This window comes from Streptosporangium album, assembly GCF_014203795.1.
GTDB classification, from domain to species: Bacteria; Actinomycetota; Actinomycetes; order Streptosporangiales; family Streptosporangiaceae; genus Streptosporangium; species Streptosporangium album.
This window is the reverse complement of record NZ_JACHJU010000006.1, coordinates 1-22,241: the sequence shown is the minus strand read 5'-3', so window position 1 is coordinate 22,241 and position 22,241 is coordinate 1. Positions and strand designations below refer to the sequence as shown.

General features: G+C 69.7%; 22 protein-coding genes and 1 pseudogene. 11 read left to right on the top strand and 12 right to left on the bottom strand.

Annotated features, from left to right (window positions below):
• Positions 1–14 precede the first annotated feature (14 nt).
• Together FHR32_RS38905 and FHR32_RS38900 are read right to left on the bottom strand one after the other, a co-directional pair.
• Positions 15–1,532, bottom strand: coding sequence for an alkaline phosphatase D family protein (locus FHR32_RS38905; protein WP_312882906.1), 1,518 nt, complete (start codon positions 1,530–1,532; stop codon positions 15–17).
• Between the two features lie 251 nt (positions 1,533–1,783).
• A complete protein-coding gene (locus FHR32_RS38900) occupies positions 1,784–2,617 on the bottom strand; it encodes a hypothetical protein (protein ID WP_184759543.1) in 834 nt (277 codons plus the stop codon).
• 179 nt (positions 2,618–2,796) lie between these two features.
• On the opposite strand from FHR32_RS38900, the gene arfB reads away from it, so the two are divergent.
• On the top strand, positions 2,797–3,219 hold the full coding sequence (gene arfB, locus FHR32_RS38895) for an alternative ribosome rescue aminoacyl-tRNA hydrolase ArfB (protein ID WP_184759541.1): 423 nt from the start codon (positions 2,797–2,799) through the stop codon (positions 3,217–3,219).
• Positions 3,220–3,237: 18 nt separating this feature from the next.
• Here the strand turns inward: arfB and FHR32_RS38890 are convergent, their stop codons facing one another.
• The 4 genes from FHR32_RS38890 to FHR32_RS38875 all read right to left on the bottom strand — a co-directional run bounded on the left by FHR32_RS38890 (position 3,238) and on the right by FHR32_RS38875 (position 6,516).
• The gene (locus FHR32_RS38890) at positions 3,238–3,894 is read right to left on the bottom strand and encodes a neutral zinc metallopeptidase (protein WP_184759539.1); all 657 of its coding nucleotides are present in this window, start codon (positions 3,892–3,894) and stop codon (positions 3,238–3,240) included.
• Positions 3,895–4,024: 130 nt separating this feature from the next.
• On the bottom strand, positions 4,025–4,663 hold the full coding sequence (locus FHR32_RS38885; protein WP_184759537.1) for a hypothetical protein: 639 nt from the start codon (positions 4,661–4,663) through the stop codon (positions 4,025–4,027).
• Between the two features lie 36 nt (positions 4,664–4,699).
• The gene (locus FHR32_RS38880) at positions 4,700–5,494 is read right to left on the bottom strand and encodes an HAD-IIA family hydrolase (RefSeq protein WP_221466845.1); all 795 of its coding nucleotides are present in this window, start codon (positions 5,492–5,494) and stop codon (positions 4,700–4,702) included.
• Positions 5,495–5,616: 122 nt separating this feature from the next.
• Entirely contained in the window at positions 5,617–6,516 is a 900-nt protein-coding gene (locus tag FHR32_RS38875; RefSeq protein WP_184759535.1) for an LLM class flavin-dependent oxidoreductase, read from the bottom strand.
• A 66-nt stretch (positions 6,517–6,582) separates the two neighbouring features.
• On the opposite strand from FHR32_RS38875, the gene FHR32_RS38870 reads away from it, so the two are divergent.
• Both FHR32_RS38870 and FHR32_RS38865 read left to right on the top strand, forming a co-directional pair.
• On the top strand, positions 6,583–7,479 hold the full coding sequence (locus FHR32_RS38870) for a phosphotransferase family protein (protein ID WP_184759533.1): 897 nt from the start codon (positions 6,583–6,585) through the stop codon (positions 7,477–7,479).
• A gap of 46 nt (positions 7,480–7,525) precedes the next feature.
• Positions 7,526–7,804 carry a TFIIB-type zinc ribbon-containing protein gene (locus tag FHR32_RS38865; RefSeq protein WP_184759531.1) on the top strand — a complete coding sequence of 93 codons (279 nt, stop codon included), beginning with the start codon at positions 7,526–7,528 and terminating at the stop codon, positions 7,802–7,804.
• A 66-nt stretch (positions 7,805–7,870) separates the two neighbouring features.
• Here the strand turns inward: FHR32_RS38865 and FHR32_RS38860 are convergent, their stop codons facing one another.
• The 3 genes from FHR32_RS38860 to FHR32_RS38850 form a co-directional block, all read right to left on the bottom strand.
• The gene (locus FHR32_RS38860) at positions 7,871–8,842 is read right to left on the bottom strand and encodes a hypothetical protein (RefSeq protein WP_184759530.1); all 972 of its coding nucleotides are present in this window, start codon (positions 8,840–8,842) and stop codon (positions 7,871–7,873) included.
• A gap of 75 nt (positions 8,843–8,917) precedes the next feature.
• Complete coding sequence (locus FHR32_RS38855) at positions 8,918–10,357, bottom strand: bifunctional phosphatase PAP2/diacylglycerol kinase family protein (protein ID WP_184759528.1); 1,440 nt, start codon at positions 10,355–10,357, stop codon at positions 8,918–8,920.
• Positions 10,358–10,472: 115 nt separating this feature from the next.
• Positions 10,473–11,258: a polyphosphate kinase 2 family protein gene (locus FHR32_RS38850; RefSeq protein ID WP_184759526.1), complete on the bottom strand. Its 786-nt coding sequence runs from the start codon at positions 11,256–11,258 to the stop codon at positions 10,473–10,475.
• Between the two features lie 301 nt (positions 11,259–11,559).
• On the opposite strand from FHR32_RS38850, the gene FHR32_RS38845 reads away from it, so the two are divergent.
• From FHR32_RS38845 to FHR32_RS38835, 3 genes and pseudogenes are all read left to right on the top strand, one after another.
• Positions 11,560–11,784: a hypothetical protein gene (locus FHR32_RS38845; protein ID WP_184759524.1), complete on the top strand. Its 225-nt coding sequence runs from the start codon at positions 11,560–11,562 to the stop codon at positions 11,782–11,784.
• Between the two features lie 64 nt (positions 11,785–11,848).
• A pseudogene (locus FHR32_RS38840) lies at positions 11,849–13,520 on the top strand (IS1182 family transposase).
• Positions 13,520–13,912 carry a hypothetical protein gene (locus tag FHR32_RS38835; RefSeq protein ID WP_184759522.1) on the top strand — a complete coding sequence of 131 codons (393 nt, stop codon included), beginning with the start codon at positions 13,520–13,522 and terminating at the stop codon, positions 13,910–13,912. Before FHR32_RS38840 ends, FHR32_RS38835 begins: the two are co-directional and overlap by 1 nt.
• A gap of 96 nt (positions 13,913–14,008) precedes the next feature.
• Here the strand turns inward: FHR32_RS38835 and FHR32_RS38830 are convergent, their stop codons facing one another.
• Positions 14,009–15,151 (bottom strand): RNA-guided endonuclease InsQ/TnpB family protein, encoded by a 1,143-nt coding sequence (locus FHR32_RS38830; RefSeq protein WP_184759377.1) that lies wholly within the window; start codon positions 15,149–15,151, stop codon positions 14,009–14,011.
• 24 nt (positions 15,152–15,175) lie between these two features.
• On the opposite strand from FHR32_RS38830, the gene tnpA reads away from it, so the two are divergent.
• Entirely contained in the window at positions 15,176–15,604 is a 429-nt protein-coding gene (gene tnpA / locus FHR32_RS38825; protein WP_184759378.1) for an IS200/IS605 family transposase, read from the top strand.
• A gap of 131 nt (positions 15,605–15,735) precedes the next feature.
• On the opposite strand, the gene FHR32_RS43690 is transcribed toward tnpA, so the two are convergent.
• Together FHR32_RS43690 and FHR32_RS38815 are read right to left on the bottom strand one after the other, a co-directional pair.
• Positions 15,736–15,924: a hypothetical protein gene (locus FHR32_RS43690; RefSeq protein ID WP_221466844.1), complete on the bottom strand. Its 189-nt coding sequence runs from the start codon at positions 15,922–15,924 to the stop codon at positions 15,736–15,738.
• 142 nt (positions 15,925–16,066) lie between these two features.
• Positions 16,067–16,741 carry a macro domain-containing protein gene (locus FHR32_RS38815; protein WP_184759520.1) on the bottom strand — a complete coding sequence of 225 codons (675 nt, stop codon included), beginning with the start codon at positions 16,739–16,741 and terminating at the stop codon, positions 16,067–16,069.
• 319 nt (positions 16,742–17,060) lie between these two features.
• Here FHR32_RS38815 and FHR32_RS43685 point away from each other — a divergent pair, with 319 nt between their 5' ends.
• The 4 genes from FHR32_RS43685 to FHR32_RS47015 form a co-directional block, all read left to right on the top strand.
• A complete protein-coding gene (locus tag FHR32_RS43685; RefSeq protein ID WP_221466843.1) occupies positions 17,061–17,327 on the top strand; it encodes a hypothetical protein in 267 nt (88 codons plus the stop codon).
• The gene (locus FHR32_RS47020; RefSeq protein WP_221466842.1) at positions 17,324–18,148 is read left to right on the top strand and encodes an ADP-ribosyltransferase domain-containing protein; all 825 of its coding nucleotides are present in this window, start codon (positions 17,324–17,326) and stop codon (positions 18,146–18,148) included. Before FHR32_RS43685 ends, FHR32_RS47020 begins: the two co-directional genes overlap by 4 nt.
• Before the next feature lie 42 nt (positions 18,149–18,190).
• Complete coding sequence (locus FHR32_RS47575; RefSeq protein WP_184759518.1) at positions 18,191–18,691, top strand: phosphotransferase; 501 nt, start codon at positions 18,191–18,193, stop codon at positions 18,689–18,691.
• A gap of 106 nt (positions 18,692–18,797) precedes the next feature.
• On the top strand, positions 18,798–22,241 hold a 3,444-nt coding region (locus FHR32_RS47015; RefSeq protein WP_184759515.1), incomplete at its 3' end, for a non-ribosomal peptide synthetase.

Sequence of the window (22,241 nt, the reverse complement as noted above, 5' to 3'; positions counted from 1 at the left end):
GGAATTCCTCGGGATTACACCAAAGAGGAGCTACCCGTTGGAATAGTGAAATGAGCCCCGGTTTTCGCAGGAGCACCACGGCGGCTGATGTATTCCAGCGTACGGAAATCGGCCCGCAGTTCCTCGGGGGTGAGCCGGCAGACGATGTAGCCCCGCCGCTGGTCGAGGTAGGAAATGTGGGGGTTCTCCGCGAGGGTTTCGGCGATCCGGCCCCTGTCCCGATATCCGTCGCCGTCACTGGCGATCGACGAGGTGACGAGCTCCACCGCCACCTGGGGTGAGCCGGGGTCGTCGAAGTCGAGCCTGAGGTCGGCCGCGTGGTGCATGTGCGCGTCACCGGTCAGCACGACCGGGTTGGCCGCTCCGGAGTCCCGGAAACCGGTCAGCAGCCGGGTGCGCTCGGCGGCGTAGCCGTCCCAGGAGTCCATGTTGGCCTCGGTGCCGGGGCCGATCTTGGAGTCCCGCCGGGCCATGAGGACCTGCTGGCCGACCAGGTTCCATCGCGCGCCGGAGGCGGCCAGCCCGTCGAGCAGCCAGCGCCGCTGGTCCTCCCCCAGCAGGGTGCGGCCCGTCGCCAGCCGGTCGTCGCAGCCGGACCTGAGCCCGTCCTCGCATGCCTGGTCGTCGCGGAACTGGCGGGTGTCGAGCAGGTGGAAGCGGGCCAGCGGCCCCCAGTCCACCCGGCGGTGGATCCGCATCGACGCCCCGTGCGGCAGGCTCGCCCGGCGTAGCGGCATGTTCTCGTAGTAGGCCTGGAAGGCGTTGGCCCGGCGCCGGGCGAACCCCGGAACGTCGTTGCTGGAGACGTCGGCGGCCCAGTTGTTCTCGATCTCGTGATCGTCGAAGGCGACCAGCCAGGGCGCGACCGCGTGCGCGGCCTGCAGGTCGGCGTCACTCTTGTACTGCGCGTGCCGCATCCGGTAGTCGGCCAGTGTGGCGCACTTGCCCGCGGTGTGCCGGCGGACGCCCCCGCCGAGCGCGGTGTACCCCTGGGGCGCGTATTCGTACATGTAGTCGCCCAGGTGCACGACCAGGTCGGGATCCTGTTCGGCCAGCCTCCTGTACGCCGTGTAGTAACCGTGCTCGTAGTGGGCGCAGGCGGCCACGGCGAAGGTGAGCGGGGACGGCGCGGCCGGGGTGGTGCGGGTCCGGCCGGTCGGCGACAGGTGGCCGTCGGCGCGGAAACGGTAGAAGTACTCCCGTCCGGGCTCCAGCCCGTCCGGCTCGACATGGACGCTGTGCGCCCGCCTCCACCGCGCGGTCGCGGTGCCGTCACGGACGACCTTCGCGAACCGCTCGTCCGTGGCGACCTGCCATTCGACGTCCACGTCCCGGGCAGGCATCCCGCCTCGCCCCTCCGGGCCCAGCGGGTCGAGAGCGAGCCTGGTCCAGAGCACGAATCCGTCCCGTGACGGGTCACCGGAGGCGATCCCGAGGGTGAACGGATCGCTGCGGAGGGTCCGGGCCGGAGCGAGACCGGCCCCGGTGAGCAACAGGCCGCCCGCACCCGCGGCGGCAACGGAAAGGAACACTCTGCGTGACGGCTTCTGCTCCACACCGCCAGTGCAACGCCTCTCCCTGTCCCCGCTGTGGCCTGCACGTCAAGGCAGGGTTAACAGCTGTTGCACAGGCAAGCGCATTACCCACCGTCGTTGAACACCGTCCAGCCGGCGGGCGACATCGGGGCGAAGAACTCCCCTCGCGCCGACGGCCGGCCGGGCGTGTCGTCAACGGCTCTCAGGTGGCTCCCCAGACACGACAACGCAGCCCTTCCGCGACCCCGTCAACGCAGATAGGGCTTCAGGTGGTCGTTGAGCGCGCCGCAGCCCAGATACTTCTCCACGGTGTGGAAGTCGAGCCAGTCCAGGTTGACCAGGGCCTCCTGGTCAACCCCGGTGAAGCAGGCCCGCAACCCCGGGGGGATGGCCGCGATGTCGTCCTTGTCGGCGATGTTGACCCAGCGCCTGACCTGCCGGGGCCGCGCGCCCCAGCCGTTGACCGGGGCCGGCAGCAGGCGTTCGAAGATCACGTTGCGCATGCCGAGGGGGCTGCCGAGGGTGATCAGCAGTTCCACCTCCAGGTCGGGATTCTCCCAGAGCGTCTCGTAGGCCACCACACTGCCGAGCGAGTGCGCGATCACCACCTTCGGCCGGTTGCGCCTGATCACCCCGGCCACCGCCGCACGCGCCGCCGACCGTGCCTCGCCGCCGGCGGCCATGTAGGCGGCGACCTCCGGGCAGAAGAACGTGGCGAACTCGGCGGCGTTGCCCTGCAGGCGGTCCAGGAGCCAGCCGGTCATCCGGTGCAGCGCGCCGGTCAGCCCCTCCCCCACCGCGTCGAACTGCTTGGCCCAGGCGACGAAGACCTCTTGCGCCCCGACGTCCATGGTCTGCACGGCACGGAGGGAGTCGTCCTTGTGCTCGCCCAGCAGGTGCGCGTAGTAGGCGATCTCGGCGATGTAGCGCTCTCCGGCGTACGGCCTGCCGCCGGTCAGGCCCTTGTGCAGGTAACGGTCCCACTTGTCGCGCACCGCGGCGGCGGCGCCGGCGACCGAGTTCCCCGCGTCGCGGTAGTAGTGGTACTTGCCTATCCCGTGCACACCGACGATGTCGCCCACGCGCCCCCGCCTCCCGCTGACGGATATCCATGATCTGCCCCGAGTCACTGTGACGGAAGGAACCGGGCGCCACAAGCCCACCCTCGTTGACACGACTTCGATTGGGCATAAATCGCTTGATACAAGGGTTTGCTCTCCCGTTATCCTGAACGCCCACCCGTACAAAGGAGTCACCCGCCATGCCCGGTCCGCTTCAGATCAGCGGCTCGGTCTCGGTCCCCGAGGCCGAGCTCCGCTGGCGGTTCTCTCGCTCCTCGGGCCCCGGCGGGCAGGGGGTCAACACCACCGACAGCCGGGTCGAGCTCAGCTTCGACCTGGCCGCCACCGAGTCGATCAGTCCGTTCCTGAAGGCCCGCGCCGCAGAACGCCTCGCTCCCCGCCTGGTGAACGGCGTCATCACCATCGCCGCCTCGGAGTTCCGCTCCCAGTTGCGCAACCGCGAGGCCGCCGAGATGCGCCTGGCCCAGCTCCTGCGCGAGGCCATCGCCCCGCCACCCAAGAAACGCCGGCCGACCAAGCCGAGCAGGGGGGCCGTCGAGCGGCGGATCACCGCCAAGAAGCAGCGCTCCGACCTCAAGCGGCTGCGCCGGGGCGACCACTGAACCTTCCCGCCACGGACGTCAGCCGGGCAGACAGCCGGGCACCCCGTACTTCGCGCCCCGCCTGAAAGCGGACATCCGCTGGGCGGCGGTTCCGTGGTCGCTGACGTCGGTCCACGAGGTCGCGTCCCCCAGCCTCCGGTGCGCCGCCTCGATCTCCTCCACGTCCCCCTTCTCGAACCACAGGATCCCGTCCGCGGCGGCGCCGTACAGGACGGCTCCCGCCAGGCAGTCCGCCTGGAGTTCGTAGGTGCGCATGACCAGCGAGCGGTTGAGCCGCCCCTGCACGGCGTGCCCCCATTCGTGGGCGATGACCAGATACACCCACGCGTCCCCGAAACGGTAGCCCTCCCTCATGAGGTCGACGTCCCATGCGATGTAGTCGCCGTTCCGGCAGTACCACGCGTTGTCGTAGGTGAGCCGGTCCGGGCCGCAGAGAGGCGGCTTACGCCCCCCTCTCCGGTAACCGCCGAAAACGCCGGGGCTGGAGTACCTTCCGGTGAAGAACCGGGACCAGTGGCTCGACCAGTAACGGTTGACCACGTAAACGGCCGCGGAGATGTCCTTGTCCATGTCGTCCGCCTGCCGTGCGGTCGCGGAGGCGACCCCGCCGCCCGCGCCGACGGTGATCAGGGACGTCAGGGCGAGCACCAGCCAGGTCGCTCTCCATCGCCGCATGCGCGCGACCGCCTCTCGTCGGCCCCCGGCCCTGCATCGACGGTAAACGCGGCTCCGGCGCGGTGGAAGAGCTAATCCTGATTCATAGCGATATTTCACAGAGCTTGCAGAGACCGGGCGACCGACGTCCTCAAGGGGTGGGGCGACGGTCCTCCATCTCCCACAGATGGTCGATGACATGCCAGGCGATCCGGCGGGCGGCGTAGCGGACGGGCCAGCCGCCGGAGACCACGGGCATCCCGTCCGAGGGCGTGGCCAGCACCTCCGCGAGCTCCGCGCGCATCGCCGCCAGGCCGGAGGGGTCGCGGAACGCCTTGTGCCGCACACCGACCTTGCGGGCGTACGCACGCTCGGCCTCGGTGACGTGGGTGGCCATCTTGTCCCGGTCCCGGCCACCCCCGCGCGGGCCCTTCCTCAGCTCCTCCGGCGAACCGGCCACGGCCTCGCCGAAGAGCTCCCATGCCGCCCTGACCAGCGCCGCGGTGCGCGCGGACTCGGCCGCGTCCACAGGTCTGCCGTCCAGCCCGGGAATCGCCTCGATCGCCCCGAAATCGGTGGTCGTCCCTCCCCGGACCCGCTCCACGACCACCGGATCACCGGGCTCGAACACCAGCCCGGCCCGCTCGGCGATCACCCGGTAACGCGGCGCGTAGTCCGCCAGCGCGTCCAGCGCGAGCTCCTCGGACTTCCCGATGCGGCACCACCCCGGCCACTCCGCGGAACAAGCGAAGACCTTCTTCGGTCCGGTCTCCAGATAAACGTCTGTCATGCGCGACAGCCTCGCACCGATACCTGACAGCTACGGTCAGGTATCTCCGTCGATCATCCCGATCAGGTCGGCGATCGAGTCGACCACCTGAGACGGACGGAACGGATAGCGGTCCACCTGCCCCCTGCTCATGACACCGGTGAGCACCAGGATCGTGTGCAGCCCCGCCTCCATGCCGGAGACGATGTCGGTGTCCATCCGGTCCCCGATCATGGCGGTGCTCTCGCTGTGACCGTCGATGGCCCGCAGCGCGCTGCGCATCATCATCGGGTTGGGCTTGCCCACGAAGTACGGCTCCACACCGGTCGCCTTGGTGATCATCGCCGCGACCGCGCCGCAGGCGGGCAGCGACCCCTCGTTGGACGGGCCGACCGGGTCGGGGTTGGTGGCGATGAACCGCGCGCCGCCCTCGATCAGCCGGATGGCCCGGGTGATCTGGGTGAAGCTGTAGGTGCGGGTCTCACCGAGCACCACGTAGTCGGGCTCGATGTCGGTGAGAACATAGCCGACCTCGTGCAGGGCGGTGGTCAGCCCGGCCTCGCCGATCACGTAGGCGGAGCCACCCGGACGCTGGGAGTCCAGGAACCTCGCGGTGGCGAGCGCCGAGGTCCAGATCGACTCCGGCGGGATCTCAAGACCCGCCATCCGCAGCCGTACGGCGAGGTCGCGCTGGGTGTAGATGGAGTTGTTGGTGAGCACCAGGAACCGCTTGCCGGACTCGCGCAGACGGCGGATGAACTCGTCGGCACCGGGCACCGGCTGCCCCTCATGGACGAGGACCCCGTCCATGTCCGACAACCAGCACTCGATCGGCTTGCGCTCGTCCACCATTCCCCCGCACTCCACGCCAACAGGTACAGAACAAGGATGACAGGTCCGAGACGGGCACGGCATCGTCAGGTCCGCACCTGCGACGGCCCTATCGGAGTCTCCTCCCCCGGCCGGTGGCCCGCTCAGGGCACGAGAGCCTCCAGCGCCGCTTCGGCCCGGCGCATCGACTCCTCCGGATCGGCGTCGGGTGAGCCGATCTCCGGATCGAAGTTGAGGTCGTGGAAGACGTCGGTGACACCTCTGGACTCCAGCATGGCCACGTCCTGCCGGATCTCCTCGAACGAGCCGGTCAGCGGGGCACGCCCGGCGTCTCCGGACGGGCGGATCCGGGTGACGCCGCGGGTGACGAAACGCAGCGCCTCCGGGTCCCGCCCGGCGGCACGCGCCGACTCCTTCACGATGGCGATCTTCTCGTCGATGCGGTCGAGATCCTCGCGGCTCGAACTGATCCAGCCGTCCGCCAGCCGTCCCGCCCGGCGCAGCGCCACCTCCGCGCTCCCGCCCAGCAGGATCGGCGGCGACGGGAGCGGCTTGGGGTCCTGGTGCACGGGCGGCAGCTCGTAGAACTCCCCTCTGTGCTCCACGACCTCCTCCGACCAGAGCCGGCGCAGCACGTGGACGAACTCCTCCCCGCGCCGCCCGCGCCGTTCGGAGGACACCCCCGACGCCGCGAACTCCTCCGGGAGCCAGCCCAGCCCGAGCCCCACGTCCAGCCTGCCACCGGACACGGTCTGCAGGCTGGCCAGCTGTTTGGCCAGCATCGCCGGCGAGGAGAAGGGCATGTTGAGCACCGCCACGCCGAGCCGGACACGGCTGGTCACCCCCGCCAGGTAGGCCAGCGTGACCACCGGGTCGTGCACGCTGCGGTAGACCGGCCCCATCGGATGCCCCTGCGGATACAGCAGGCGCTGGAAGGTCCACACCTCGTGATAGCCGAGCGCCTCCGCCCGCTGCGCGACCCGCACCATGTTGGCGGGCGTCGCCCAGGATCCCGACACCGGCACCGCGAATCCGATCCTCATACCCTGCACTTTATGCGCCCCCTGCGACGGAGACGTGGATCAGTGGATCAGTGGTTCACTTGACCGGTGAACGACAGCGGGGACCTGATCGACGAGCTGCGCCGGATCGGCGTCCGGTACGGCGGCGCGCCCGCCGAGGTACTGCCCACCAGACCGGACGTGATCATCGTCCGGGCGGGATCCGTCGTGGTGAAGGCGCACGCCCCCGGGGCGGAGAAGGCACCGCTGGTGGAGCGGATGCGGGCCGTCGCCCACCCGGCGCTGCGCGGCATCATGCTCGGCCCGGTGACCGAGGAGGTCACGGTCGTCCGCGATCGGCTGGTCACCGTGTGGCCGGCCGGGGTTCCGGTGGACCACGGTGATCCGGACGCGGCACCCTGGGAGGCGTCCGCGCGGCTGCTGGCCGGGTTGCACGCCGTACCGGCCGGGGCGCTGCCCCCGCTGCCGGCCGCGGGCGGGCCCGCCCGGGTGGGAGCCACGGTCGCCCGATTGGGCGGCGACTCCGCCGCCGAGCGCGTCGTGCGCCGCGCCCTGGCCTGCCTGCCCTCTTTCGACGCCGGGCCGCGCTCGACGACCCACGGCGACTGGCACATGGGCCAGCTGGTCCGCACCGGGGACGGGTGGATCCTCATCGACGTCGACGATCTGGGGATCGGCGACCCGGCGTGGGACCTGGCCCGGCCGGCGGCCTGGTTCGCGGCCGGGCTGCTGGACCCGGAGGTGTGGCACCGTTTCCTGGGGGCCTACCGCGCCGCGGGCGGACACGCCGCCGGAGCCGACGGCGACCCGTGGGAGTGGCTGGATCTACCGGCGCAGGCGATGACGGTGCAGCTGACGGCGGCCGCGCTGGCCACCGCGGAACGGGAGGGACGGCCGCCGGACGAGGTCGAGCAGGTGCTGATCGACACCTGCGAGAGGATTATCCGGCTCCGAAGCGCCTGCTACAGCGCGCCCACCGAGTAGGTTGTGGTTAGTTCAAGACAATGCCAAGGGCAAGGAGATCAGCCAGATGCAGTGCCCGAAGTGTCGCGGCGCCATGCGCACTTATGAGCGCAACGGCGTCCACATCGACCAGTGTGAGAGCTGTCGCGGGATCTTCCTGGACTATGGCGAGCTCGAGACCCTGACTCGCATGGAGAGCCAGTGGTCCCAGTCGCACGCCGCTCCGCCCCCGCCTCCGCCGCCGCCGCCCATGCACGGCGCCCCCGCCTGGGGCGCGCCGCATCACGGGGGTCACTACGGCCACCACCGCCAGCGCAGCTGGGTGGGGATGCTCTTCTCGACCTGATCAGAGGCACGCCGAGACCGCGATCCCCTCACGGGGTCGCGGTCTCCGCGTAACCTGCGGGAGGCGTCAACCGGGGAAGTCGCCCGGTTTGATGCGTTTGGGCGGCACGGTGCCGCCCGCGACGGCGTTCAAGGTGATGGTCCAGTCGGTCCAGCGGATCTGGGTCGCGGTGTAGACCGTCTTGAACCGCACGGACTTGCCGAACTGCTCGAAGGTGCACGACCGGGTGAAACTGCCGGCCCTGGAATCCCAGTCCGAGCCGAGGGTGTAGTAGACCTTGTAGCTGCCGTCCCGCACGCCCTGGATCCTGAACTTCGACTTCTTGCGGACGTAGACGCGGATCGCCTTCTTCTTGCCGCGCACCAGCACGACGACCGCGTCCTGCTTGTTGCCGTTCTTCAGTTCGAGATAGGCGCGCCCGGGACGGCCCTCGGACCTGATGTACTTGCCGTTGGACAGCCGGCGGGACCTCTCCTCCGTGACCTTCACCGGGATGACGTCGGTGCGGTAGTCACCCCGCTCGGCCAGCGCGGCGGCGCTCTTGCGGACAGGCGAGAGCTGCCCGATCTCCTCCACCCCGGTCAGAACCGCGGGCCCGGTGCACACGTCCTGCGCCCGCACGTCCTCCTGGGCGGCCGACAGCGCGCTCAGGAACTGCCGGAGCGTGCCCACGTAGTTTCCGTGCTCGATCTTCACCTCGGAGGGCGGGGCCAGCGCCTCCAGCCCGGCGACCGCGTCCTCCATCGCGGAGACCGTCTGCTCCAGCCGCTTGTCGAGCCCCTTGCCGCCGGTGGCGTTCAGCTTCTTCAACGCGTCCCTGATGGGGCCGCGAGCCTTGTCGAGCTCGGCCCGGTAGTCCTCGGTGGTCAGCTCCGCGGGGGCGGGCGTCCCGCTGGGGCCGGCCGTCTCCCCGGTCTCTCCGACCACGCCACTGGCGCTGGCCGGGCCGACCACGGGTTCGTCGGGGACGCCGGAGGTGCAGGCGCTCAGGGTCAGCATGGTGACCACGGCACAGGACAGCAGACGGGGGGTAGTCACCTGCCCCACTATCGCCGGATCGATCACGCCCCGTCAACAGGCGCCCGGTCCGCCCCGTCCCGCCGGGCGGACCGTCTAACCCGCCGGGCGGATCACGAGCAGGGAGCGGGGCCGCTTGGTGAACTCCACGTCCCCGGGCACGGTGAACGTCTCACCGTCGCGGGCCAGCCGTACCGTGCCGGAGGGCGAGGAGAGTCTCAGCGTGTCGGCCTGCCACTGCTGGTAGTGCCGGGACAGGCCGATCCCGCCCAGCAACACGCTGGTGAGGGCGCGCAGCCGGGGCAGCCGGGAGGTGGCGGTCAGCAGCCGGACGTCCAGCAATCCGTCCTCCAGTCTCCGCCGCAGGCGTGGGGCGGCTCCGCGCGAGTCGTAGCGGCAGTTGCCGACGAACAGCAGCCATATCCGCTGGGGCACGCCGTCGACGACCACCTCCTCGGGCTCGGCGGTGCGCAGCACGCGGCCCAGTGCCCACAACAGCGCCGGCCACTTGCCGATGCGCTGCTCGACGGACTCACGCCGGTCGACGATCTGCGGATAGACGCCGAGGCCGGCGTTGTTGAGGAAGATCCGGCCGGCCACCTCCCCCACGTCCACCGCGACCACCCCGCCCGAACGGTAGGCGGCCATCGCGTCCTCGGGTCCGCGTAGGCCCAGGGCGGCCGCGAAGTGGTCCAGCGTCCCCGCCGGGATGATCATCAGGGGTTTGCGGTATCGCAGCGCGGCCTGCGCCCCGCAACCGGCCGTGCCGTCGCCTCCGGCGACCGCGAGCACCCGGGCACGGGCTGCGGCCTCGTCCATCACCCGGGCCACGTCCGGTCCGTCCACCTCGACCACCTCGGCCTTGGGCAGCCAGGACCGCACCGCGGCGACCACGGCCGGGGCACCTCCCGCAGAGGGGTTGATCACGGCGACCACGCCCTGGCCGTCGGGGTCGTGCCCGGGCACCGGCGGCGCGGTGACCACCCGCGGCGCGCCCGTCACGGCCTCCGGCCAGAGCCGCCGGGTGAGCAGCCCGGTAGCGACGCCGATCGCTGCCCCCGCCAGGACGTCTCCCGGGTAGTGCACGCCGGTGTAGACGCGGGAGAAGCAGACGGCCGCCGCGAGCAGTGCGACGGGGGCCGCGACCACGGCGGGCGCCTCGACGGCCACGGCGGTGGCGAACGCGGCGGCCGAGGCCGAATGACCGGAGGGGAACGACGCCGACGCGGGCATCTTGATCATTCTTCTCAGGGGCAGGCCGTCCAGTGACGGGCGGGTCCGGCCGAAGGCCTGCTTGCCGACCAGATTCACCAGGGGACTGGCCAGGCTGACCGCGAGCAGCCCGCGGGTCGCGGCGCGGCGCAGCGGCCGCCGCCCGCTGACCGCCAGCGCCCCGGCGAGACCGGCCCACAGCAGCGAGTTGTCGGCGGAACGCGACAGGACGGGGACGAGACGCTCGAGGCCGGGAAGCTTCGCGCCCGCCACCATGGCGAACAGCCGCCGGTCCAGTCTGCCGAGCCGTGAGCTCAACCGCATATGTCACACCCCTGTCGAACGGCGGCCCGGCGAACAGGCCCCTGATTTCCATCGCATACCCCGCTGCCCGGCGTATGTCCCCTTTACCGGATCTCAAGTGATCCGCCAGGAGACGCTATCCGTGTGAGAACGGCTGGCGGATGACGGGGCTGCTCAGGTCGTAGCCCCGGGCCAGCAGTTCCGCCTCGACCGCGGCGCAGACCGTCTCGACGACCACGACGCGGGCCAGCTGCTTGTCGTCTCCGGCCACCACGTGCCAGGGAGCCTTCGGATGGTCGGTCCGGTCGAGCATGTCCTCCACGGCGGCCTCGTACTGCGGACGCTTCTCACGGTTGCGCCAGTCCTCGTCGGTGAGTTTCCAGACCCGCAGCGGGTCGCCCGCCCGATCCTGGAAGCGCCGCAGCTGCTCCTTCTCGGAGACGTGCATCCAGAACTTGACGATGATCATGCCCTCGGCGACCAGGGTCCTCTCGAACTCCACGATCTCGCCGTAGGCGCGCGACCACTGCTCCTCGGTGGCGAAGCCCTCGACGCGCTCCACCAGCACCCGCCCGTACCAGGAGCGGTCGAGCACGGCCATGCCGCCCCAGCCGGGCAGGACGGGCCAGAACCGCCACAGGAAGTGGTGCCGCTTCTCGTCGTAGGTCGGCGCCGCGAACTGGGCGACCCGAACATGCCGGGGGTCGAGCGGGCGCACCAGCCGTTTGATGGCTCCTCCCTTGCCCGAGGCGTCCCATCCCTCGAACACCGCGCACAGCGGGGGGCCGATGCGTTTGTCGCCGATCTGACCGCCCAGGACGAGCCGCAGGTGCAGCAGGCGGTCCAGCGCGGCGTCGAGGCGCTCGGCGGCCTCCTTCTTGCCCAGCTTCTGTGACAGGTCAACCTTGGACAGCCGTTTCATGGACATAAGCTTCGCATTCCCGGCGGCGGATCAGCCAGAACGCGACGCAGTCGTGGAGGTCGTCCACGAACGAGCTCGTAAAGGTCGGGGTCGAGGATGTCCTCACGTGGCCCAGCGGCCGGCCGCCGCCGTAGAGTCCGGCGCGGCGCACCGCGCCCTGGGGGGGTGGCGGAGTAGCCGGCCGGAGTGTGGACGGCGACATGATGACCGCGGAGCCGCTTCTCGGGGTTCGAAGCATGGATGTCACAGCCGGCGGTTATAGTCCCCACCCGACCGAACCCCTTTCTGGTGGAGGCTCTCCATGAGCGACGCGTACTCACCCATCCCCGAGCTGAACTTGCTCAAGGAACTGCAGGATCGGCTCGCGGGGCAGTACTTCGCTCCAGGCTTCGAGCTGTTCGACTACGACGACGACCTCGACTGGTTCTGCGGTAGGGCGGATCCGGAGTACCTGGACCGGCTGATTTACCGAAGGTCCGCAGAAAGCCTCGGCCTTCAGGACTCTGTTGGCCGATTCGAGTGGTGATCATCGTTTGACGTGGCACGGTGGAGGAACCCTCTTGCAGACAGTGTGTGGAGGAGGTTCTGCCATGTCTCTGCGTCCCCGTCCCGCTGGTGAGGTGCCGGAATCGACCGTCCGGGTAGCATGGGCGGCTTTCCCCAAGGGATGTCTGGCGATGCGGGTCCGTGATGAACTCGGTCCGCTCTTCGAAGACGAGCAGTTCGCCGAGGCGTTCCCTGCGCGGGGCGGACCTGGGCTGTCTCCCGGGATACCGGCGCCGGTGTCGGTACTGCAGTTCGCCGAAGGGCTGAGCGATCGGCAAGCCGCCGACGCGGTGCGCGGGCGGATCGACTGGAAGTACGGCTTGGCCCTGGAGCTGACAGATCCGGGATTCGACTTCTCGGTGCTGAGTGAGTTTCGCGACCGCATCATCGCGCGCGGGATCGAGCAGAAGGTGCTGGATACGCTGCTGGAGCGGTGTTCGCAACTGGGGTTGTTGCGCGCCGGTGGCCGTCAGCGCACCGATTCCACCCATGTGCTGGCGGCCGTGCGGACGCTGAACCGGATGGAGTTCGTCGGCGAGACGCTGCGTTGTGCGCTGGAGGCGTTGGCCGCCGCGGCGCCCGGCTGGCTGGCTGGCCGAGGTGGTCTCGGCCGAGTGGATCGAACGGCATGGGGCGCGGGTGGACGCCTATCGGTTCCCCAAGGGGGAAGATGCCCGGACCCGGTGGGCTCTAAGGGTCGAAACCGATGGGTTCGCCCTGCTGGAGGCGGTCTATGCGCCCGGCGCCCCGGCCTGGTTGCGGCAGATCCCGGCGGTTCAAGTGCTGCGCGTGGCCTGGGTGCAGCAGTATCACCGCGACGAGAAGGGGGTGCGCCGGCGGGAGGCGAAAGATCTCCCGCCGGGCAGAACCCGCCTGGCCTCGCCCTACGATCCACAGGCGCATTACGGCGTCAAACGCGGCTCGGGCTGGTGCGGCTACAAGGTCCACCTGAGCGAGACCTGTGACGAGGACGCCCCACATCTGATCACCAACGTGGCCACGACCAACGCCTGCACCGGCGATATCGAGCTGACCGCACCGGTCCATGCCGCACTGGAGCGACGCGGGCCACGACCCGGCGAACACGCGGTCGATGCCGGATACACCAGTGCCGCGCTCATCGTTTCGGCCCACAGCGCCTACGGGATCGACCTGCTCGGGCCGGTCGGCATCGACACCACCGAACCGGGGCAGGCCCAGGCCGGGCTGACGCAGGGGGACTTCGCCATCGATTGGGACCGTCATCGGGTCACCTGCCCGCGTGGCGCGGTCAGTGTCTCCTGGTCTGATCAGCGCAAATCCAACGGAACCCCGATCACCCAGATCCGTTTTTCCAACGACGACTGCGGTCCATGCCCGGTACGCCAGGCATGCACACGCGCTGCCCACGGCAAGTACGGCCGCACCCTGACCCTGTTACCCCAGCCTCTGCAACAGGTGCTGGAGCAGCGCCGATACGACCAGCAGACCCAGGAATGGAAGGACCGCTATGCCGTCCGGGCAGGGGTGGAAGGAACGATCTCCCAAGCTGTCCGGGCCACCCAGATCCGTCGGACTCGTTACCACGGCCTGCCCAAGACCGCACTTGGGCACGTCTTCACCGCCACCGCGATCAACCTCATCCGCCTGGATGCCTGGTGGACCGGCACCACACGCGGCCGTACCCGCATCTCGCACCTGACCCGACTCGCCTGCGATCTCGGCCTGGCAGCCTGATGTCAATCGGCCAACAGAGTCCTTCAGGGCAGGGAGCAGGTCAATTCGCCTACGCCACCAGCTCCGGTTCGTACTACGCGCTGTGGCGGTGCGACGACCGCGCTGACCTCGCCACCCTGCCCGTCATCCTGTTCGGCGACGAGGGCGATCTCAGTGTCGACGCACGTGGCCTTCGAGAGTTGTTCCGGTTACTCGCCTGCGAGCCGGAGGACCCGGAGGACCGCCGCCCAGGGCGCCAGGAGTACCTCACGTGGCTGAACCAGAACTTCGGGCTCACACCGCCTGACCACGCCGACGACATCACCTGGCCGGCCATGGATGAGTACGGCCGGCGATTCGCCGACTGGGTGCGGCTCGCGACGCGCAGCGCTATCGATATAACCCTTCCGTAGCGGGGGCGGTGGTTCAGTGGATCAGTCAGTTTCTCAGCCCTGAAGGACTGAGCTTGCAGCTCCTCGCCGTCGGTGGCTTCGACGGTTTGGTCCGCGTCAGGCAGCGTGACTCACTGCCCAGCTTGTGACACCGCGTGCGGCGATGTTACGAGCTGCGTTGACGTCGGCGTGCTCAGCGAAGCCGCACGACGTACAGAGAAAGGTTTCCTGGTCGGGCCGGTTCTTCTTGTCCACGTGCCCGCAGGCCGAGCAGCCTTGCGAGGTGTAGGCCGGGTCCACGTAGACCAGAGCGACACCGGCACGGGCCGCCTTGTAGGCGATGAACCGGCCGAGCCGGTGGAAGCTCCACGAATGCAGCGTGACCCGCTGGGGCTTACGGAGCCGTACCCGGTCGCGGATGCCCTGGAGATCTTCCAGGGCGATACCTTGCCCGGTGCGTGTCGCCTCGGTCACGATGCGTTTGGCAATGGTGTGGTTGGTGTCGGCGGCGAAACGCGCTTCTTTGCGGCGGCGTTTCTTCAGCAGCCGTTTCGCGGATTTGGTGTTCTTACGCTGCAATCGGCGACGCAGTTCCCGGTCGCGGTGGCGGACCGCGTTCAGCCCTTTACCCGAGTGATGAGTGCCGTCGTCGGTGGTGGCGATGTCGGCGATGCCCAGATCCACGCCGAGGAACCCGTCCGGGTCGGTGACCGGCACATCCGGCAGGTCGCAGGTAGCGATGAGGAACCACATGCCATCGCGGTATACGAGGTCCGATTCGCCCTTGCGGTAGGCGGCCAACGTCTTGAGCTGATCGGCCGAGGCGGTGAACGCCACGCTCTTCATTCGCCCCCAGGTGGTCCAGATCGACACCGTCCGCGCGTCCATCTGCCAGGACAGACAGCGGTCGTCGAACGGCTGGGCCGCGCTGGGGCGAAAGACGATCGGCTTGGCCTGGACCCGCTCGCGCCGCGCGGAGCCGGGCTTGCCCACATTGCCGTTGCGGAGATTGGCGTGCAGCGTGGCGTAGGCGTCGGTGACCTTCTTGATGACATGCTGCGCGGCCTGAGCCGCCAGCCCGTACCTGTCCTTGATCTGCCCGTAGGCGTGCTTGCGCAGGTCGTAATCGCGGAATACCCGCTGGTCGTGGGCGAGCGTCGAGACCCAGGTGGCCGCGTCGTTGACCGCGCGTAGAGTCGCCTCCAGCGCCGCCGCCTGCTCAGGCGTCGGCAGGAGCTTGACCCGCACCACCAGCTTCATATCGAACACTCTAGCATTAGGTCCATGTCACCGAGATGGGGACCGAATCCCGACATCCGCCGAGGCCGTGCCGTGGTCCACAACCTGCACGCCCACTTGGTCTTCACCCCAAAGTATCGGCGAGGTGTGTTCACCGACGAGATTCTGCGTCGCTGCGAAGACATCATGATCGAGGTGTGCGACAGTTTCGGGGCGGAGCTGGTCGAGTTCAACGGCGAGGAAGATCACGTGCACCTGCTCGTGCACCACCCACCCAAAGTCGCCCTCTCGACGCTGGTAAACAGCCTCAAGGGCGTGTCTGCCCGGCTACTCAGCAAGGAGTATCCGGCACATATCCGTAAGTATCTGTGGGGCGGGCATTTCTGGTCGCCGTCGTACTTCGCCGCCTCCTGCGGCGGCGCACCCCTATCGATCATCAAGGAGTACATCGAAAACCAGAAACGTCCGGGCTGAGCCGCTCGACGGCCTACCGGTCACCACACCGCTCGGGCCTTGGCGGCCCTCCCGCGCTGTCGTTTCCTCCCGGGCGCGAACGCCCGGGGTCCCACGCCAGATCACGCTGAACCCTGCCGCTGTCGACCCCGTTAGGCGGTAGTCGCGCCGTGTCGAGCATGGCGTTTGCCGCGGTCACGGGCGCGCCGGTAGAGCTCAGCGGCCCAAGGATCGTCGTGTCTGCTGTTGTCGGCGAAGTGGGTGAGGGCTTTGCGCGCGTAGATGAAGGCCGCGGTATCGGCGTGCCCGCCCGCATCGCCGATCTTCTCGGCCAATCGCACCTAACACCCTGCCCAGTCGCCTGGAGGCCGGGCTCACGCGGACCCAGCCGCCCAGGCCGGGACACGGCAGCCGAGCCCCAAGCGAGCAGCTTCGATTGAACCGGAACACGGGAAGCCGCTCGATCGGGTCGCGCTCACTTCGTCAACCACGGGACTGGCCGGCGGGCGGCTTGATCCGCACCCGCTCCTCTTCAGGGCGGCTCTCGATGTCGTCGAGTTGCTCGCGGATCGTCTTCTGCAGGTCGTCGTAGTCCTGGAAGTAGTAGTCGTTGAACAGGGTGTAGCCGGTCCACATCAAGTTGGCGCACACCCGCGGCGGCACCCGGCCCGTCGCCATGCCCATGCCGACCAGCGCCACCGACTCGATGCTGCCCGGCTCCTTCTCGTTCTGCATGTGGATGGCCTGGAACGCGGCGGCGCACGCCAGAGCCACGTTCAGCGTCTCACTCACGTTCTGCACCGACTGCACCATCGTCGGCGTCGAGATCAGGAACTTCGGGTTGGTCGCCCCGGACGGTACGCACACGGCACTTCCCACCGGCAGCGACCCTTCGAACTGATCACGGATCGCCCGCTGGACGCGCAGCTGGATCCCCGCCCCGAGGTGCCGCTTGATGACCGCATCGACCCCGCCGTCCATCCGCCCGCGGGAGTTGGTCGGGCTGACCCAGGCATCGACGTGCCGGGCGAGGATTGACCCCTTGTGGATCTCGACCTCGGGAGTGTCGGCGAACGCCGCCCGCCACGACTGCACCACCTTCGCGTTGATGTCCACCAGCACCACCTTGAGCAGCGGCTTCACGTGCTTGACGGTCATGGCTCACTCCGGGCGCGGGAAGGGAGTGTTTCCAACGCCCACGAAGATACCGCGCCACGCGGGCGAACGAGATCTTGGTTGGAGACTTGGGAACGATCTCCGCGCTTGCGAACGCACCGACTCCGGCTTGCCCTGCCCTGAGCCTTCCGCGGACCAGGCCCTACAGTGAACTGACGCTCACGACCGGAAAGCCCACCCACTCCAACGGGTGGGCTTTCCGGTTCTCCGACATCGCATCCGGGGTCTTCGCACGGCACGATTCCCCCACCTCAATCACCCGTGCCGTCACCGGTACGGCTCGCCGATCCGGGAGCTCACGATGAGCGACGTCAACGCCTCCACCCCGCCCGACCCGAATGACCCGCTGGCCCTCGCCGAACTCTTCAAGAGCGGCGGCGAGCCGTGGCTGCCGCTCTTGAAGCCGGTCATCGAGGCGCAGTCGGCCGCGGCCACGTTCATCGGCCTGGGCCGCAGCCCGATGGTCGTGCCCGTCCGGGAACTGACCTTCCAGGCGATCAAGCCCCACCCGCCGCACAAGTGGCACAGGGCGACATCTTCTGCGACGGGAACCACTTCGCCGCCGTGAACACGGCACTCGAGGCGCTTGGGGTCGACGAGATCGACTGGCTGCCCGGCAAGGGGTGGAACAAGCTCGCGGCGCAAGCCGGCGGGGCGGACGCGGACACGGCCGACCGCATGGGGGCGTTCATCGCCTCCACGATGGAGTTGCACAAGCTCTACCTCGAACGGCTCGCCAGCGTCAAGGACGAGGGGCTGGAACTTCCGGCGATCATCGGCGTGTTCGACACCCCGCTCATGGACTTCCGCGAGGCCGGCGCCCCGGTGGCCAAGCTGCTGTCGGGTCTCGACTGGCACATGGAGCAGTCGTACCAGTTCGGCGAGAAGCAGGCGGGCGACGCGGCCGGCGGCCTGTCCGCCGACGAGATCGCGGCCCTCTACCTCTACACCTGTGAGTCGGCGTTCTACCGGCAGATCAACGCCACCCTGCGCAACCCGGACCGCACCCGGATCGTCCCGTACCTGCGACTCTTGTTCTCGGCCGTGTCGCGTCTGCCGGCCCGCAAGGAGCCGCTGTGGCGCGGGGTATCGCTGGACCTGCGAGCGCAGTATCCTCTCGGCCGAACCGTGACGTGGTGGGGCGTGTCCTCGTGCACGTCGAAGCTCGACGTGGCCCAGGCGTTCCTCGGCCGCCGCGGCAAGCGGACGCTCTTCGAGGTGCTCCCCGTGCGGGCCGTGGGCATCCGCAGTTTCTCCTCGTTCACCGGCGAGGAGGAGTTCATCCTCGCCCCCGGCACGCAGCTCAAGGTGACCGATGTGAAGGCCGAGCGCGGCGGCCTGTATACCGTGAAGCTGACCGAACTGGCCGAGCAGCACCAGGTGGCGTGAGCAGCGGAGGGTGTCTCCGTTCATGAAGCTCCGGCCACTCCGATGCGCGGCGTTCCCCTCGCAACGCTCACACACGAGTTCGACAAGAAAGTCCACGCCATTGCCTCCAGCGGCGTTCCCGCCGGCATCCGAGAGATCTGGGACGACGCCGTGTCGGCTCCCGACGGGGAGGGCCCGCCGGTATGGCTGCACGGTGACCTTCATCCGGCGAACGTCGTCGTCTCGGACGGGGCGCTCTCCGGCGTGATCGACTTTGGTCAACTCGGCGCCGGTGATCCGGCGGCCGATCCGGTCGAGGTTCGCTGCCGCCTGCCCACCGACTCACCGATTTTCGAGCCGGGCGGACCAATATCTCGATGTGACCGCGGCGTGTGGCACGGTGCCGCAGCCAGGGGCAGTTGCGGCATGGCACCGAGGAGATCACCCTCTTCTGCGCCCACGATCCGACCAAACCGCCCTAGAAATAGGGCAGATCGGGGGAATAGGGCAGAACGGGCTAACAATTTGATCAAGGTCCTGACGGTCGACCGAATCACTCCATAAGGTCGGCCCGGCAAGTCCGGCAAAGAAGTCATATGTAAATAAAAATTCCCCTGTACACGCAAGCACTTAAGGCAGAAACGCTGATGGCGAGCACGGACGGTCAACGGTGACCGAGACGTTCGACGCACCAGGTCGCGTCCACGAAGCGATAGAGGTCCAGAGCCGGCGTACCCCGGAACGCACCGCCGTCGTGGCGGGCACCAGCCGACTCAGCTACGCCGAGTTGGACCGCAGAGCAGGCGACATCGCACGCACCCTGGCCGAACGGGGCATTGGACGCGGCCAACTGGTCGGAGTCTGCCTGGGTCGCGACGAGTGGCTGATTCCCGCGTTGGTGGGGGTGTGGAAGGCGGGAGCGGCCTACGTGCCGCTGGACCCCGCCTACCCGGCCGAGCGGTTACGGTTCATGGCCGAGGACGCCGCCGTGACCGCGGTGCTCACCTCGGCCGCGCTGCGCCGGACCGCCACCCTCACCGGGGCCGAGCCCGTCCTCGTCGACGACGTGGTGCCGGGCGACGGGGCGCCCCATGTGGCCGGGGATCCGAGCGATGCGGCGTACGTCATCTACACCTCCGGCTCCACCGGAACGCCTAAGGGCGTGGTGGTGGAGCACCGCAACACCCTGAACCTGCTGCGCTGGGAGGCGTCGGCGTACACCGCCGAGGAACTGAGCGGCATGCTGGCCACCGCCTCGGTCTGTTTCGACCCGTCGATCAGCCAGCTCTTCCTGCCACTGGTCGCCGGCGGGACGGTGATCCTGGCCGACAACCTGCTGGCGCTGCCGGACCTGCCCGCCCGCGAGGAGGTGACCATGGTCTACGGGGTTCCCTCCGCGCTGGCGGTGTTGCTGCGTGAGCCGCTCCCGAGCGGGGTGCGCGCGGTGTTCTCCGGCGGCGAGCCGCTGACCGGCGCCCTGGTGCGGCGGATCTACGCCAACCCCGCAGTGCGCCGGGTGCTGAATCTGTACGGCCCGACCGAGTGCACCACCACCTGCGCCATCGCCGAGGTGGGCCGGGACCACGAGGGTGAGCCGCCCCTGGGTGAACCGATCGCCGGTGCGACGTTCTCGGTGCGCGATGCGGCGGGAAACCCCGTCCCGGACGGAGAACTGGGCGAGTTGTGGATCGGCGGGCCGGTGGTGACCCGCGGCTACCTGGGGCGCGACTCGCCCGCGTTCCGCACCGGACCGGACGGCAGCAGGGTCTACCGCAGCGGAGACCTGGTCCGCCGGGTGGACGGCGAGCTGCGCTTCGCCGGCCGGGCCGACGACCAAATCAAGATCCGCGGTTACCGGGTGGAGCTGGGCGAGGTGGAGGCCACGCTGACCCGCCATCCCGCGGTACGCCGCGCCACCGTGCTGTCCGCGACCGACGACGACGGGATCGCCTATCTGGTCGGCCATGTGGCGGCCTCCGGGGTGAGCGAGCAGGAGCTGCGGGACTGGCTGCGCGCCCGCATACCCGATCACCTGGTGCCGACCCGGATCGGCGTGGCCGAGGAGCTTCCGCTCGGCCCCAACGGCAAGGTGGACCGTGCGGCCCTGCCCAGGCTTGGCGCCTTCCGGTCGACCGGTGCGGCACTGGTCGCGCCCCGCACCGACGACGAACGCCTGGTGGCCGAGGTGATCGCCGACGTTCTTGGCCTGCCGCAGGTCGGCGTACACGATCAATTCACCGACCTGGGCGGGCACTCCCTGGCCGCGGCCAGGGTGGTCACCGAGCTGTCCCGCAGACTGGGGCACACCGTGCCGCTGGCGGCTTTCCTGACCGCCCCCACCGCGGCGGGCCTGGCCACCCGGTTACGCCAGGCCGGGCCCGAGTTGGTACGGCAGGGCGGCCGGACCCGGCATCCGCTCACCGGCATGCAGCGCGAGTTCTGGACCCTGAGCCGGCTCCACCCCGACAGCCCGGTCACCACGCTGGGAATCCGGTTGCGCGTGCGCGACCTGCCCGAGACCGCGCCGTTGAGCTTGGCCCTGAATGAGGTCGTGCGCCGGCATGAGGTGCTGCGCAGCACCGTAGCCGTCGACGAGGACGGCGTGCCGTACGCCATGGTGCACCCGCCGGCCGCCGTGCCCCTGGTCGAGCACGCCGTGGGAGAGGACCCGGAGAAGGTGGCCAGGACCGCGGCGGCACACGTGTTCGACGTGACGAGCGAGGTGCCACTGCTGCGGGCCAGCCTCTGCCGGCTCGGCGATGCGGAGGCCGAGCTGGTGGTCGTGGTGGACCACATCGCCTTCGACGGTGGCTCGGTCGGGGTGCTGATGGGCGAGCTGGCCGCCGAGCTGGCCGGCGAGCCGGTTCCCGGGCCGGCGGTCCAGGTCGGCGATGTGGCCGTGCAGCAGCGGGAACAGACGGATCTGGCGCGGCTGCGGGAGTTCTGGCAAGCCGAGCTGGCCGGCGCGCCGGCGGCGGACCCCGCGCCCGCGGACCTGACGTCGGGCAGGGTGATCCGGCCGCTGCCCGAGGAGTTCGTGACGGGCGTGGCCGCGCTGGCCCGGGACTGCGGTGCCACCCCGTTCGGGGTGTACCTGGCCGGTCTGGCCCTGGCAAGCGGCGAGCCCGACACGCTGGTCGGGGTGGTCGCGGCACGGCGGGCCCGGCCGGAGCTGACCGAGGTCATCGGCCCGCTGGTGGACACGGTGCCGGCGCGGCTGCGGCCGACCGGCACGCTGACCTTCCGGGACCTGGTCCGGCAGGCCGCCGCCGCGACCACGCGGGCACTGATCCACCAGGAGATCCCGCAGGCCGACCTACCCCGCGCCCCGGTGCTGCTGGCCATGCAGCACGCCGAGGTGCCGGTGCGCCTGGGCAACCTGGAGCTGCTCACCGACCTGGGCTCGGGCGCCGCGGTCCACGAGCTCAGCGTGCTCGTCAACCGGACCGCGGCCGGCACCGAGCTGCAGTTGGAGTACGGCGACGCCCACCTCGATCCGCCGCGGGCCGAGGCGTACCTGGACCGGCTGATGTGGCTGCTGCAGTGCGCGCTGGCCGACCCGGACCGGCCGCTGTCGGCGTTCGAGCTGGTCACCCCGGGCGAACGCGCCGCTCTGCTGACCGCCGCGGCCGGGCCGGAGCTGCCGGAGGTTCTCCAGACGGTGCCGGAGGCGCTGGCGGCCCGCACCGACGGGACGGCCGTGGTCGGCCCGGACGGCACCTCGCTCAGCTACGCCGAACTGCACGACTGGTCCGGCCGAGTGGCGGCGGCGCTGCTGAAACACGGGGTGGCGCCGGGCGAGGTGGTCGGGGTCTGCCTGCCGCGGGACCACCTGATGCCGGCGGTCCTGCTGGCGGTGTGGCGGGCCGGTGCGGCGTATCTGCCGCTGGATCCGGAGCACCCGGTCGAGCGGCTGCGCTGGCTGGCCGAGGACGCCGGGGTGCGCGTGGTGCTTACCCGGGGCGGTGTGGCCGTTCCGGGCCTGTCCGCCCTGGACCTGGACCATCTGGTGGCCGTCCACGGCGAACAGGCGGAGCTGCCGGAGGTGCGGGCCGGGGATCTGGCGTACCTGCTCTATACCTCCGGCTCCACCGGGGCGCCCAAGGGCGTGGGT